The sequence below is a fragment of the Gluconobacter sp. genome, from assembly GCF_047722525.1.
Lineage (GTDB): Bacteria > Pseudomonadota > Alphaproteobacteria > Acetobacterales > Acetobacteraceae > Gluconobacter.
Genome location: NZ_JBDNYY010000013.1, coordinates 17,192 through 31,839 on the forward strand (window position 1 = coordinate 17,192; position 14,648 = coordinate 31,839).

Here is a 14,648-nt window from a genome sequence, read left to right on the forward strand (position 1 = left end):
ATGAATATCGCTCATGGGAAAGGGTGGACGTGAAGGGGATTGCAAAAGCGTTGATTGATGTCCTTGCGGCATGATTTCATTCACAACGCACACTGATGAATGGTTTTCCATCGCCTGGACATGAACAAGCAAAAATCCCAGTCTTTTTCCAGGTCGGGGTTTTTGAAGCGTTCATATCGCAATGTGAGAAAGTTGCGGTCAGCGTACAACCCAAGAGAACATCATATCTGCACTTTGAAAGTCGTCGTCCAACATGACCGCTCGTCGGAATTTGCCAAAACCAGCTTGCCGCCATGGCCTTTAATAATCTGTCGGGCGAGTGGTAACCCGATCCCGTTCCCGCCTGTCTTGAATGACACAAACGGTTCGAAGATCTGTTCCCGAAGCGTTATGTCTATACCCGGCCCATTATCACGGACCTTGATAATGATCGCGTCATTCGTAGCTTCAACAGCCAGTTGCACACGAGGGGCGGACTGTTCAAGAGCGGCCTCTGCGCCATTGTTCAGGAGGTTCACGAGCGCCTGCTCCATCTGCGCGGCATCTAGCCGAACCATGAGCCGACCGGCAGGGATGACAACATCCAGTGCCACGCGTTCTTCCCATCGCGCGACGAATAGCCTGGCGATCTCCCGTACCAATGCACCGAGGTCCGTCAATTTCAGGTCTGGCTCAGGCAGCCGTGCCAGGTCGCGATAACCGCGAACGAAACGATCCAGCCCTTCGGCACGGCGACGGATCGTGCAGAGCGCCTCCCGGATCAGGACATCTGTTTCATTTTTCTCGGCAAACAGGTCCTCTGCCGTGGCCGACAGGGAAACAATGGGAGTAAGAGAGTTCATGATTTCATGACTGAGAACCTGAAGCAGATCCCGAAGCGCCTGCGCTTCGGCGGCGTTCAGTCCGGCTTCGACGTCTGTCAGAGCCAGATAGGCGACGATCCCCCCTGCCCCGCCGCCCTTTCCAACCGAAAGCGCATAAACACGGGGCGCACTGCCGGGCGAGGCCAGCCTGATCAGGCGTTTCTCCGGAGCCGTCGCATCCCTCTCCAAAGCCGTGACAAGTGCTTCCGGCGGTTCACGGAGGACATTTTCCGTCATGAACAGGCGCCGTGCCGCACGATTGGCAGCATGCAGCGTTCCATCGACATGCTGCACCAGAAGCGGAACCGGTGCATGATCGAGCAGGGCACGATTACGGAGTTTTTCCCGGTCCACAGGCCGCACGACAGAGGGTTCATGCCGCTTCAGCCGTCGTGTCAGACGGATCTGCGCCGCAACGATGGAACCCGCACAGAGCAGCCCGAAACAGACGATCAGTAGGGCCGTCGCATAAAAGCCATGCTGCCACGCCGGCAGTACGAGCAGACAGGCCGCAACAATTCCAGCGAGCCTCAGAAGGGTTTCAAGTGCAACCCGCATCTACAGTCCGTATCTTGCCATACGACGGTATAGCGCCGGTCGGGTCAGGCCCAGTTCCCGTGCGGCCTGCGTGACATTGAAACCATGCTTGCGAAGGGCGTTCTCGATCAGGGAGCGCTCGGTATCGCGCAATGTCGGTGTCCCGTTCGGAACGATATCCGGAGCTTCGAATGAGGTGCCCCATGTCCCTGTGACGACAGCCCGTTCGACAGCCGCGCGGAGACCGCGCACATTCTGCGGCCAATCCTGCCCACACAGGACCGCACGACGCTCCTCGCTCATTGCCGGCTCCGGAAGTCCATGGCGGGTCGCGAAATAGCGCAGAAAATGCGTACTCAGGGCAAGAATGTCCTCCGGCCGTTCCTGAAGCGGCGGCAGCGTCAGGATCACGATCCCCAGATGCAGCATCAGCCGCGGATCAAGCGTGGCCTCCAGAGCCGCGCGATCCAGGGTGGACAGAGCGATCACCCGTGGTGGCAGACTCTCGTCCAGCCTGTCGGCCAGACGGCGCTGCATGGGCAGGGACAGAGTTTCAAGATTGCGGAAGATCCACGTTCCGCCCTCATCGGGCAGGACCGCGCAATCTTCCGAACGGATCATCACCGGAGTAGCGTCCTCATGTGACAGGGCATGAATACGCCGTGCCAGCAGCGTCTTTCCAACACCCGTCGGCCCGGTGATAAGCAGCGGAGCACGCGTAGCGGCCAGACGGTCTGCTTCGGCGACAATACGCCGCAACGGGGTTGAGGCCACGATCATCACAGGCTCGGCGTCTGCCGCCTGACAGCCCTGGCGATCCTTCAGCGTTGCACCGACGAGCGTCAGAAGGCGCTCATTGTTCCAGGGCTTCATGACGAAATCCACCGCTCCGCCCCGCATTGCCGCCACCGCAACCGTCACGCCGCTATGCCCGGTCACGACGATCACCGGCAGATCGGGGCGCAGGACCAGCATGTCCCTAAGCAGGGCAAGCCCCTCGGCACCGGTCGTCGCCCCTTTCGTATAATTCAGGTCCAGCAAGACGAGATCGACGGAGCAGGCGGCGAGTTGCGTCAGGGCCTCTTCAGCCCCGTATGCGGACAGCATGTCGATACCGCGGCGGTGAAAGAGCAGACGTGCGGCAACCTGCACATCGCGATCATCATCGACGAACAGCACACAGGGCGTGAGGGCGTCACCTTCCCCCGATTCGTTGCGAACATCGATCATTTCGGTCTTGACAGGCCTTTTCTTGGTGTCCGTTTTCGGACACTCCGTTCAAAAACGGACATCCCCACATAACGATCAGTATTTTTATCGTTATCTATCAATAAGATAACCCCTGAGAACTCCATGATACACTGTTTGACAAGAGGAGAAACAGTGCATGGACCGCCCCGTCCCCGAAACCCATCCAAAATCCATAACCCGACCTGCATCCGGGGCGGGCATGGACCGGACCGTCGCACCATCGCGCCGAAAGATCCTGATCCGACGCGGCCTGCGTTATGGCGCCCCTGTCGCGGTCGCAGGTCTGCTCTGGGCCGGGTGGCGCCTTGTTCCCGCTTCCGGCACGCTTTCGGTTCCGCAGGACCAGTTGACGCTGGCGACCGTCCGGTCCGCCCCTTTCCTCGACTACCTTCCGGTCCGCGCCACGGTCGCTCCCCTCAATGTCACCCTGATTGACGCCATTCAGGGCGGTGAGGTTGCCGAAGTCGTGGCGAAGGACGGCGCGCTCGTGAAAAAGGGCGATGTTCTGGCACATCTGACCAATCCTCAACTCCAGCTCGACGTCACATCCCGCGAAGCGCAGATCGCAAGCCAGCTCGGTGCCGTCAGTGCCCAGCGCCTGACCCTGCAACAGACCCGCACGACCGAGGAAACGCAGCTCGCCGAGGCCCGCTACAACCTCCTCAAGGCCCAGCGCGAGCTCTCGATCCGCCAGCAGCTTCACGGGCAGGGATTTGAATCCGACGCAAACGTCCAGTCCTATCGCGATGAGGCCGACTATTACGCACAGCGTCTCAGGCGCCTCGAAACCGCTCTGACGCAGGATCTGAAAGTCGCGGACCGGCAGGGAAACGAGATCGACGAAGAAGCACAGCGGCTGCGCTCCAATCTCGATGTCGTGGAAGCCAGTCTGGGCGCGCTGCTCCTGCGGGCCCCCCTGGACGGGCGTCTGACCAATTTCGACCTTCAGCCGGGACAGTCGCTGAAAGCCGGCGACAAGATCGGTCAGATCGACAGCGAGGGGCAGTATCGCCTCGATGCGGATATCGACGAGTTCTATCTCGGTCGCGTGGCCGTCGGAGAGCGGGCCGAGGCCGATCTTGGCGACACGAAACTGCCGATGACCGTGTCACGCGTGCACCCTCAGGTCACTAACGGCCAGTTCCGCGCGGAACTCACTTTCGACACTCCCCCCCCGGCAGGACTTCGACGCGGAGAGAGCGTCGATCTGCGCATCACGCTCGGTGAAACCCATCGCGCGCTCGTCCTGCCCAACGGCGCATGGCTGGAGGCCAGTGGCGGCTCCTCAGCCTTCGTCATGGCCTCGGGCGATCATGGCGCTGACCGCGTGTCAATCACGTCGGGCCGTCGCAATCCCGAACAGGTCGAGATCACCGGCGGCCTGCATGACGGCGATCGGGTGATCGTCTCTTCCTACAATTCCTACAAGAATTTCAGTCACCTCGCGATCCACTGACACGACGCATTGCAGGACCAAATACCATGCTGATCGACCTCTCCCACATCCAGCGTCTCTACCGCTCCGACGAGGTGGAAACGACTGCCCTGCACGATATCGACCTCCAGATCGAGAAAGGCGAGTTCGTCGCGATCATGGGCCCGTCGGGCTGCGGCAAATCCACGCTGCTCAACATCCTCGGCACGATCGACCGGCCGACCGGCGGCTCATACCGCTTCGGTGAGCATGAACTGACAACGATGAACGAGGCCGAGCTTGCGAAATTCCGCCGCGAACATCTGGGCTACGTGTTCCAGAGCTTCAACCTGATCGACGAACTGACGATCGAGGAGAATATCGAACTCGCCCTGATCTATCGCAACATGCCCAAAGCCGAGCGGCAGAGCCGTGTGTCCCATGCCATGGATCATGTCGGCATCGCCCATCGTGCGCGACATTACCCGTCCCAGCTTTCCGGCGGCCAGCAGCAGCGTGCAGCCATCGCCCGCGCCATCGTAGGCGAACCCAGCCTGATCCTCGCCGACGAACCGACCGGCAATCTCGACACCGAGAACGGCGCACAAGTGATGGACATCCTCCAGCGCCTCAACGACGAGGGCGCCACCATCATCATGGTCACGCATTCCCCAAGCCACGCCGACCTCGCCCGCCGCCGCATCGACATGCTGGACGGACAGGTCGTCGTCTCCGCCCGCAACGCCATCTGAAGCGGTAGAAAAGGGGGAACGGGGCCATGAGGACGATGATGTCGGATTTCTGGCGGCTGGCCGTGCGCTACAGGCTCTATACCGCCCTGAACGTGATCGGTCTGGGCCTTGGGATCGCCACCTTTCTCACCCTTGCACTGGTGGCGCGTTACGAACTGGGCTGGGACGGCTTTTACCGGCAGTCCGCATCGATCTACGAACTTCAGGCTGATTTCGTGATCGGCAGCGGCACATTTCATATGGCCGAGATCCATGACCCTGTGCTTCCGGCAGTCGAGACCCGTATGCCCGGTCTGCAAGGCACGCGCCTTGAACAGATATCCGCAGATCTCGTGGTGCCTTCGGAAATCAGCAAAACAGTGCATTACGACCAGACGATCAGCTTCGTCGATCCGAATTTCTTCGACCTTTTCGACCTGAAATTCACAGCCGGTTCGCCAGCCGTTCTCTCGTCGCCCGAAAACATCATTCTGTCGGCGACCATGGCGCGGCGGCTCTTCGGAGAAAAACCCGCGCTCGGCCAGACCCTGGAGGTCACGCGTCACGGGAAGACTTCCGTCTACCGTGTCGCAGGACTGCTCCGCGACCACCCGTCCAACACCACGATCACGACCGATCTGATTGCCGCGATCCCGAAGACTGGTGCGGACCGCCCGTGTGACGGTTGGAACACGATGTGCGCGCAAACCTACGCGCTGCTGCCCACAGCCGCATTGCGCCAGTCCTTTCTTCAAAGCGCCCATGACGTCCTGATGGCCTCCCCGATGTCTCGTGCCATCGAGCAGAAAGATCCGGGGGGTGAAAAAATGACCCTCAAGATTGTTCCTCTCCCGCTCGTTCATTTCGGCTCCGATGGCGTGGCGAATGACGGGGCGTCGCGCAGCGTGCTGTTCGCACTCGCCACAATCGGCACCCTGTCCCTGCTCGCGGGGGCGATGAATTACGTCAATCTCGCCACCGCGCAGTCTCTGGGGCGCGCACGGGAAGTGGCCATCCGCAAGGTTCTCGGCGCCTCCCACACCCGGCTGATGATCCGCTCTCTTGGAGAAACCCTGGTGCTGACGACGCTGGCGGCCATGCTGGGACTGGTGCTGACGGAAATCGCCGTGCCGACGGTCGCCAGCCTGTCGGGTTGGTCCGTGACGCTGGATTACGGCTGGACACTCCCCCTCCTCTGCGGCGTCATCGTCGTCCTCACGCTGGGCGCCGGCTTTTATCCTGCCTTCATGCTGTCCTCCTTCTCACCCGCACCGGTCCTTGCCTCCGCCCGCCTTCCGGCACAGGGACGGTTCGGTGCACGGATCCGCCTCTTTCTCGTCGGACTCCAGTTTGCATTCGCCGTGACACTCGGGATCTGCACCCTCGTCGTCAACGCGCAGGCGCTGCATCTGCGTCATCTGGACCGGGGCATGACGATCCCCGGCCTCGCCATTATCGCCACGGAAAACCTCAACGCGCTGGACAGGCAGCAGACCGCCGTCGTGAACCTCCTGCGGGCCATGCCCGAAGTCACCGACCTGTCCGTCTCGGCGGGAGGGACACTCGGGCGCTACGAGGTCGGGAGCGTCCACCGCGCAGCCGACCAGAAAGCCTTCATGGCGCAGACCGTAGCCCATGACGCCGCGTTCTTCCGGACCTTCCGGCTGCACCTGCTCGCAGGACGGCTGACAACACCCGAACGCGCGACAGATGTCACACACACGAAAAACGGTGATCCGGACGTGCTGGCGCAGAACTTCGTCCTCAGTCGCGAAGCAGCGCGCAAGCTCGGTTTTTCCGCGCCGCAGGCCGCTCTGGGACAGACCTTCATGTTTGGTGACAGCCATATCGCCGAGAAACGCACGATTGTCGGTGTCGTCGAGGACGTCATTCTCAATTCGGGGCAGGACACCCTGCCTCCCCCGATCTACGAACTTCAAACAGCTCCGATCGAGCAGGGGATCATTGCATTCCGGACCGCACCGGGTGCGATGCCCCGTGTTCTGAGCGCAGTGCGCAGGGCATGGCCGACACTGGCACCCGGAGTTCCGTTCGAGCCCCAGCCCATGACCGACATCATCGCGGAATCAACCCGGGGCGATATCGCACGCGGCCATCTGTTCAGCATCGGCGCGGCGGTCGCCATCGCCATCGCCTGCCTCGGTCTGTACGGACTGGCGGCTTTCAACGCCGAACGCCGGATGCACGAAGTCGGCATCCGCAAGACACTGGGCGCGACAACCGCACAGATCATGCGCCTGCTGCTGGGGCAATTCCTGCGCCCTGTCCTGTACGCCAGCCTGATCGCCTGGCCGCTGGCCTGGGTGTTCATGCGCACCTGGCTCACGGGCTTCGACAACCGCATTGCGCTCACGCCCCTGTATTTCGTGCTCACCACGCTGCTCGCCGCTTTGCTGTGCGCGCTGACAATCTTCGGCCGCACCTTCGGCCTCGCCCGTGCCGAACCGGCCCGTGCGCTCAGAGCGGAGTGACGATCATGCTCTTCCGGAAAATTTCTCCTGTTTTCACGGCCTTCTTTCGCCAGATGCGCCATCATAGGCTCTACACGACCATCAACATCGCAGGGCTGGCCCTGGGGCTGGCGACCTGCCTCACTTTCGGGCTGATCATCCGTTACGAATTCACGTTCGACCGGTGGCTCACAGACGCAGGCGACATCTATCGACTGGACGCCGTCAATGCGTCGGACGGGAAACCGGCGGAAATCGCGGATGCCCCGTTCCGGGTTTACGACGCGCTCCGGACGGCCTTCCCGGAAATCACACATGCCACGCGCATCCGTCCGGAGGGTATTTCCATCATCACGCCGGACGATATCCGTTCGTCCAACGCACTCTATGTCGATCCCGATTTCTTCGCGACCCTGCCCTACCCCCTCATTCGCGGTGATGCCGCCACCGCGCTCTCGGCGCCAAACAGCATCGTTCTTTCAGCGGAACGCGCACAGGCCTATTTCCACACCGTCGACGTGATCGGCCGCAGGCTGAGTGTCGATCACGACGGCCGCAAGGCAGACCTCACCGTAACCGGTGTTCTCGGCCCGGTCCCGGGCAATACGACGCTCAGACCCGACATGCTGATCCCGATCGACAGTGCAATGCTGGCCTCCCCGGCTTTCATGGAATGGGGGATCGAGGGCGGATATCTCTTCTTTCGTCTCCGCAGCCCCTCCGACGCCAGACACATGCAGAATGCAATGGTGCAGTTTTCCAACGACCATGTGCCCACACAGATCCGGGAGAAGGGAGAATTACGGGACTGGCGGGTCCGCGGACTGCCATCCGTACATTTCCTAGACGGGAGGCTCGGCGCATCGGACGCCAGTCGAAGCGGCGTCGTCATGCTTGGCCTCATTGGCGTTCTGGCGCTCCTTTCCGCCCTCACCAACACGATCAACCTCTCCACCGCCCGTGGTCTGCTCCGCGCACGCGAAGTGGCGATGCGCAAGACGCTGGGCGCCACACGAAGCGATCTGATCGTCCAGTTCATGGGCGAGGCGATGCTGCTCGTCCTGTGCGCATCCATCCCGGCCCTGGCCCTGCTTGAAATCGCCATCCCGACGGTCAACGCGCTGGGAGGGTGGGAGGTCGTGATTCCTTACACCCTTCTGCTGCCGGCACTTCTGGCGCTGACGGTCGTCGTGGGCCTGATGGCGGGCGCCTATCCGGCGCTCTGGCTTTCATCCTACCAGCCCGCAAAAGTCCTCGCGGCCTCGCGTATGGCAACGATGGGCCGCCTTGGCGCCGTCGTCCGTCTCGGGCTGGTGGTCGTGCAGTTCGGCTTTGCGATCGGGCTGAGTGCCTCCAGCGTGGTGATCCTGCGCCAGTCCGTCTTCGTGCGGGACATGGACCGTGGCTTCGAAAGCAGCGGGCTGGCATTCATTCCATTCATCGACAATGTCGGCCCACCGGCCACACAACTGGCACTCATGGACGCTTTCCGCGGCATTCCGGGTGTGACGACGGTGTCCAGTCTTTATACCATGCCGGGTGGTTTCGGGTTCTCCGCCGCGGACTACTTCTTCCCCGTCAACGCTCCTGACCGTCGCCCCCATCTCGAATGGCAGGATGTCGGCTCCGACTATTTCCAGCTGTTCAGACTTCACCTGATTGCCGGACGACTGTTCGACGACGCGCATGGCGAAGACGACCAGCAGAAAGGGGACGGCACGCACTCAGTCATCATTGATGTCAGTTCCGCACGCGCACTGGGCTACACAACGCCGGAAGCCGCGCTCGGCCAGACGATCCGCAAGGATGCCGGTCAGACCTTATGGCAGGTGATTGGCGTGGTGAACGACGTACGCCTCGGCTCGGCCCGCTGGGAAAACGTCCCCTCGGTTTACTTCTACACCTCAAAACCCAAGCACTTCGCAAGCGCGGGCATCCGCTTTGAAAACCGTTCGAAACAGAGTGTCAAAACTGCTCTTCAGGCAATCTGGCGGCAAAGAGCACCCGGTCTCGCATTCCGGGCCCTGCTGGCCACCGATCTGCTGTCCAGTGACTATCGTGACGACGAACGGCGCGGCGAACTTCTGGCCATCGGCGCGGGCGTTGCCATCTTCATCGCGGTGATGGGCATGTACGCCCTCGCCTCCTTCACCGTCGCCCGCCGGATGCTCGAAGTCGGAATCCGCAAGACGCTGGGCGCAACGACCAGCCGGATTCTGGCTCTGCTGATGGGGCAGTTCCTCAGGCCGGTCGTGGGTGCAGGGCTGATCGGCTGTGCTCTGGCATGGATGGCGATGCAGAACTGGCTGTCGGGCTTCGACGCGCGCATCGCCCTCTCCCCTCTTTATTTCGTCTCGGTCTTCACAGCGGCGCTTCTTGTCGCCGCCCTGACCGTCCTGTTCCAGACCTTGCGCGTCGCCCGGGCCGAGCCTGCCCGTGCCCTTCGCGCGGAGTGACCGTCATGCCTCTCGCCATCCTGCGTAGCATCCTCCGTCAGGCCCGGCGTCAGCCGCTGTATCTGGCGCTCAACGTCATCGGGCTGGGGCTCGGCATGGCGGTCTGCCTCGTGCTGACCCTTCAGGTCCGTTACGAATACAGCTTCAACGCGACCATTCCCGACGCGGCCCATGTCCTGAGGCTGGACTCCCATCTCATGTTCCCGGGCAGCGGGCCGCAGGAATATGCCGATGTCCCGTTCATCGCCTTTCCGTTCCTGCGCACCGATTTCCCGCAGATCGTCGATGCCACACGCTATGAGGCGGATGATTACCAGCTCCATAACGGCGACAAAAGCATCCCTGCGGACGCGGCGATGGTGGACCCATCCTTTTTCAAGGTCATTGCCCTGAAACTGGAGCGCGGGAACGCACAGACAGCCCTGAGCAGGCCCGACGCCATCGTCCTGTCCGCCAATACTGCCCAGGCCCTGTTTGGCACGACGGACGTACTCGGACGCACGATCACGTCTGATCATGAAGGACATCACACCCGTCAGACGGTTACGGGCGTGCTGGCACGCGCCGCGGGTCCGGTCACGATCGCCCCGGACGCCATCACGCCCTTTCCATCCGATGAAATGCAGAAACCACAGTTCACACGCTGGGGTTCAAGCTCGGGCAATATCTTCCTGCGTGTGCGGAGCGAAGCCGACCGGACCGCCATCGCACGAAACCTGACCCGCTTCGTGATCGACCACGCCTCTGGCTCGGCAGATGACGACAGCAGCGAAGGCGTCCACCCCGAACGCCGTTTCGCCCTGTCCCTCGTCAGCCTGCGCGAGACGCATTTCAATGACCTGCATGTCATCGCCGGTGATGACGCGACCGATCGCTCGGTGGTGAATATTCTCGCACTGATCGGCGCTCTCGCGCTTCTTCTTGCCGTTCTCAACGCCGTCAATCTCGCCACGGCCCGCTCTGGCCTGCGGGCGCGGGAAGTCGCCATCCGCAAGACGCTCGGCGCCACGCGAAAGGCGCTGTTCGTCCAGTTCGTTGGCGAAGCGATCGGCAGTACCGCCATTGGCGGCGCACTCGCGCTTGCGCTGTGCGAGATCGCCCTCCCCTTCACGGCCGCCCTGACCGGCACGACGCTGCATATGGATTACGGCTTCACGCTTCCCTTTCTTCTCGGGATCGTGCTTCTGACCGGTCTGGCCTGCGGGATCTACCCCGCACTTATCCTGTCTTCTTACCAGCCCGCACATGTCCTTGCGGCAACGCGCATGCCGTCTGGCGGACGTGGGGCGGCACGCCTGCGGAACGGCCTCGTCGTCGTGCAGTTCGCCTTTGCGGTCACTTTCGCAATCTGTACCCTCGTGGTGAACCGGCAGGCCCATTTCATGCAGTCACAGGACCTGGGCTTTGCCCGTGACGGCATTCTCATCAGTTCCGACATCATGACGAGCGATATCGGAAAGCAGCGGGCGATCCTCGAAGTCCTGAACCATACGCCAGGCGTCGTCTCCGCATCGCTGTCCGAACTGACCCCGCATATCGACAACCGCCACCGCTTCAACGTGACGCCTGTGGGACCGCATCACGAAGACATTCATGTCCTCGGCGATACGGTCGTCGGAGACTACGCCACGACCTATCGACCCCGCCTGCTCGCGGGCCGCTGGTTCGACAGCAGCCATGGCGAGGACAACAGTCCCGGCGACAATGCGTTCCACAAGACGCCCGGAAAGACATGGAACGTCGTCCTCAACCGCACAGCCGTATCCCGGCTGGGCTTTGCCTCACCGGAAAGCGCTATAGGCACGCCCCTCAAAAGCGGTCCCGTCACGCTGCGGGTCATCGGCGTCATGGAGGACATGCGCTTCGTCTCCGCCCGCGATGACGTCTCACCGCAGATCACGTTCAATTCGACGGCCGCCCTCGATTATCCCCACGCGTCGGTCCGCTTCTCGGGCGTGCCCGAAAACATCATGAAAACGCGCCTCAAATCGGCCTGGAACCCGGTTTTCCCCGATGATCCAACCAGTTTCCGCACGGTGCAGGACCGCATGTCCACGTTTTATATCACGGAGCAGCGCCGGGGATGGATGTTCTCCATCGCCTCGGGCATCGCGATCTTCATCGCCTGTCTGGGTCTTTATGGTCTGGCGTCCTTCACGGCCCTGCGCCGGACACATGAAGTTGGAATCCGCAAGGCACTCGGGGCCACGACGCACAACGTGCTGACCCTCATGCTCGGTGATTTCCTGCGCCCTGTCCTGCTGGCCTGCGCGATGGCAGCCCTTCCGGCCCTGTTCGTGACGCGCTCCTGGCTGTCCGGTTTCCATCAGCGCATCGCGCTCTCCTGGCTCGATTTCGCAACCGTCGTCCTCGTGACGGTCGTCATCGCCGCCCTCACCGTCCTCGGACAGACCCTGCGCCTCGCCCGTGCCGAACCGGCCCGCGCGCTCAGAGCGGAGTAAACGCCATGCTTTCCCATATCGCCCTCGTTTTCTGGCGCGGCATTCTCCAGCGCCGCCTGTTCACAACGCTGAACGTGCTGGGCATGGCGCTCGGCATGGCGACGTTCCTGACGCTTGCACTGATCGTGCGTTACGAGTTCAGTTTCGACCGCTGGATCCCGAATGCCGCGGACATCTACCGGCTGGATGCGTTCTCCACCCATGAGGCCTCGGTCTCGAGCATCCGCCTGATTGACGCCCTGCACGCCGAGCATCCGGACTGGAAGGCAACCGCTGTCATGCGGGGCTTCTCCGGGGCGACGGTAAGTGCACGCGGAAACGCATGGGACGTTTTCATCGCCCGCACCGACGCCCATCTGTTCGATGTCTTCGCCCTTCCCCTTGTGGAAGGGGATCCGCGCACGGCACTGGGGCCCGACGGCGTGGTGCTGACACGTACACAGGCCAGACGCTTCTTCGGACGGGATCACGATGTTCTGGGACAGACAGTGGATCTCACGCAGAAGGGCCATACCGAACGACTGCACGTCACGGGCGTCCTGAAGGATCTGCCGGCCAATACAACGCCGCAGTTCGACCTCCTCGTGCCGTCATCAGCCGCGGCGCTGCATGCCTATGATCTGTGGGAAATGAGCACATCCGAAATCTGGGTGCGCGTCCCGCCAGACATTGCCTCCCGTCTGCCAGATCTTCTGAACGGCATCGTGCAGCGCCATGCGGCAGGGCTGTCCTCCGAAGATGCGAAGAGTTTCAGCATACGGGCCCGCCCACTCACCAGTCTGCATTTCTTCGATGCGACCATCGGCTGGGGCGGTGCGGACAGGCGACTTCCCGTCATCCTCGGTGTCGTCGGTCTGCTGGCACTCGGGGCGGGACTGGTCAATTTCGTCACAATGTCGACCGCCCTTGCGGCAACCCGCGCGCGGGAAGTCGCGATGCGCAAGGTGCTTGGCGCCACGCTCCTGACGCTGGGACTGTCGTTCACGGCCGAAGCCGTTGGACTGGCCCTGATCGCCGCCGTTCTCGCGCTCGTCCTGACCGAACTGACCCTCCCCTGGATCGCAACGCTGAGTGGCTGGCCCGTCACACTCGATTTTGCATTCGCAGCCCCCCTTCTGCTGGCTTCAGCCGTGATCGGCGGAGCCTGCGCGGGAGCCTATCCGTCCTGGATCCTCTCGCGCTTCCGGCCGGCCGCCGTCCTGGCCTCGACCCGTCTGCCGGGAAGCGGGCGCCTCGGCAGCCATCTGCGCGAAGGACTGACCGTCCTGCAATTCTCCTTCGCCGTGACACTGACCATCTGCACACTGGTCATCTGGCGCCAGACCCACCTGCTCCAGACGATGGACCGCGGGTTTCACCAGTCCGGCCTTCTGATGGACTACCTGCCGAACACTCCGTCCGAACGCCAGCGTCAGCAACGGCTGGTCGATCTTGTGCGCGGCATCCCGGGCGTCACCGGCGTCACGGTTTCGGACGATGCTCCCGGCGGCGGCAGCGCGGGCATGACCTTCGATACGACGCGCCCGGGAACTGCCACGCCCCCTCTTCTGGCCGTGATCGGAACACAGTCTTCCACGCTTCCTATTCTGGGGGCGCGTCTCCTGGCCGGTCGCCTGTTCGACACCTCCCATGATTACGACAGCCGTCCCATGCCGGTCGCGCCATTTGACGGTTTCCTGACGGGCCAGACATGGACGTTCGGCATGCATAACGTCGTCCTCAATGAATCCGCCGTCCGCGCGCTCGGGTTTGCGACTGCCGCAAGTGCCATCGGAACGCCAATCACAGTCCATGGGAAGGACGTCCAAACGATCATCGGTGTCATCGTCGACATGCGGTTCAGGAACAGCCGGGCCAGCGTCACGCCCGCGCTTTATTACGCCGTGTCAGGTCCGATCAGTTACGGCGTGCTCTCCGTCCGTTACGATCACGCGCCCGAAAATGCCATCCGTGCGGCCCTCGCCACCGTCTGGAAACAGGTCTACCCGGAAAGCGCGCTGAACCTGCGGAGTGTCGGCGACATCATCGATAACGATACACGGCCGGAACAGCAGCGCGGAACGCTGATGATCATCGCCTCCTTCGTCACCCTCTCTATTTCCTGCATCGGACTATACGGGATTGCCGTGTTCAACGTCCGCCGCAGACTGTTTGAAATCGGTGTACGCAAAGTGCTTGGCGCAACGGCGCAACAGGTGACGCGCCTGCTCGTGCTGCAGTTCCTCCGCCCCGTTCTGATTGCCAACATCCTCGCCTGGCCGATCGCATGGTGGGTGATGCGCAACTGGCTGTCCGGGTTCGACCGGCGGGTCAGCCTCTCTCCGCTCTATTTCGCCCTGACCGCCCTGGTCGTGCTGGCGCTGGCCGTCGTCACCACCCTGCTCCAGATCCGCCGGGGCGCCCGAAGCGCGCCCGCCATTGCTCTTGGTTCTCCATGAACAGCCGCCCTTCCGACCTTTCAGG

8 protein-coding genes are annotated in these 14,648 nt (G+C 62.3%); 6 read left to right on the plus strand and 2 right to left on the minus strand.

What is annotated here, in order from left to right:
• Positions 1 to 221: 221 nt before the first annotated feature.
• Together ABF859_RS11600 and ABF859_RS11605 are read right to left on the minus strand one after the other, a co-directional pair.
• On the minus strand, positions 222 to 1,421 hold the full coding sequence (locus ABF859_RS11600; protein WP_415527941.1) for a sensor histidine kinase: 1,200 nt from the start codon (positions 1,419 to 1,421) through the stop codon (positions 222 to 224).
• A complete protein-coding gene (locus ABF859_RS11605; protein WP_415527942.1) occupies positions 1,422 to 2,630 on the minus strand; it encodes a sigma-54-dependent transcriptional regulator in 1,209 nt (402 codons plus the stop codon).
• 157 nt (positions 2,631 to 2,787) lie between these two features.
• Here ABF859_RS11605 and ABF859_RS11610 point away from each other — a divergent pair, with 157 nt between their 5' ends.
• Genes ABF859_RS11610 through ABF859_RS11635 form a run of 6 tightly spaced genes read left to right on the plus strand, consistent with a single transcriptional unit; the run spans position 2,788 to position 14,623 of the window.
• Positions 2,788 to 4,107, plus strand: a complete 1,320-nt coding sequence (locus ABF859_RS11610; RefSeq protein ID WP_415527943.1) for an efflux RND transporter periplasmic adaptor subunit — start codon at positions 2,788 to 2,790, stop codon at positions 4,105 to 4,107.
• A 26-nt stretch (positions 4,108 to 4,133) separates the two neighbouring features.
• Entirely contained in the window at positions 4,134 to 4,817 is a 684-nt protein-coding gene (locus ABF859_RS11615; protein WP_415527944.1) for an ABC transporter ATP-binding protein, read from the plus strand.
• A 26-nt stretch (positions 4,818 to 4,843) separates the two neighbouring features.
• The gene (locus ABF859_RS11620) at positions 4,844 to 7,288 is read left to right on the plus strand and encodes an ABC transporter permease (protein WP_415527945.1); all 2,445 of its coding nucleotides are present in this window, start codon (positions 4,844 to 4,846) and stop codon (positions 7,286 to 7,288) included.
• A 5-nt stretch (positions 7,289 to 7,293) separates the two neighbouring features.
• Positions 7,294 to 9,723 carry an ABC transporter permease gene (locus ABF859_RS11625; RefSeq protein WP_415527946.1) on the plus strand — a complete coding sequence of 810 codons (2,430 nt, stop codon included), beginning with the start codon at positions 7,294 to 7,296 and terminating at the stop codon, positions 9,721 to 9,723.
• Positions 9,724 to 9,728: 5 nt separating this feature from the next.
• Positions 9,729 to 12,185, plus strand: coding sequence for an ABC transporter permease (locus tag ABF859_RS11630; protein WP_415527948.1), 2,457 nt, complete (start codon positions 9,729 to 9,731; stop codon positions 12,183 to 12,185).
• A 5-nt stretch (positions 12,186 to 12,190) separates the two neighbouring features.
• The gene (locus ABF859_RS11635; protein ID WP_415527950.1) at positions 12,191 to 14,623 is read left to right on the plus strand and encodes an ABC transporter permease; all 2,433 of its coding nucleotides are present in this window, start codon (positions 12,191 to 12,193) and stop codon (positions 14,621 to 14,623) included.
• Positions 14,624 to 14,648: the final 25 nt, after the last annotated feature.

Bases quoted from the DNA above. Each gene is read 5' to 3' on its own strand.
- ABF859_RS11630 (WP_415527948.1), top strand. From the start codon at position 9,729: ATGCCTCTCGCCATCCTGCGTAGCATCCTCCGTCAGGCCCGGCGTCAG.
- ABF859_RS11605 (WP_415527942.1), bottom strand. From the start codon at position 2,630: ATGATCGATGTTCGCAACGAATCGGGGGAAGGTGACGCCCTCACGCCC.
- ABF859_RS11625 (WP_415527946.1), top strand. From the start codon at position 7,294: ATGCTCTTCCGGAAAATTTCTCCTGTTTTCACGGCCTTCTTTCGCCAG.
- ABF859_RS11635 (WP_415527950.1), top strand. From the start codon at position 12,191: ATGCTTTCCCATATCGCCCTCGTTTTCTGGCGCGGCATTCTCCAGCGC.
- ABF859_RS11610 (WP_415527943.1), top strand. From the start codon at position 2,788: ATGGACCGCCCCGTCCCCGAAACCCATCCAAAATCCATAACCCGACCT.
- ABF859_RS11600 (WP_415527941.1), bottom strand. From the start codon at position 1,421: ATGCGGGTTGCACTTGAAACCCTTCTGAGGCTCGCTGGAATTGTTGCG.
- ABF859_RS11615 (WP_415527944.1), top strand. From the start codon at position 4,134: ATGCTGATCGACCTCTCCCACATCCAGCGTCTCTACCGCTCCGACGAG.
- ABF859_RS11620 (WP_415527945.1), top strand. From the start codon at position 4,844: ATGAGGACGATGATGTCGGATTTCTGGCGGCTGGCCGTGCGCTACAGG.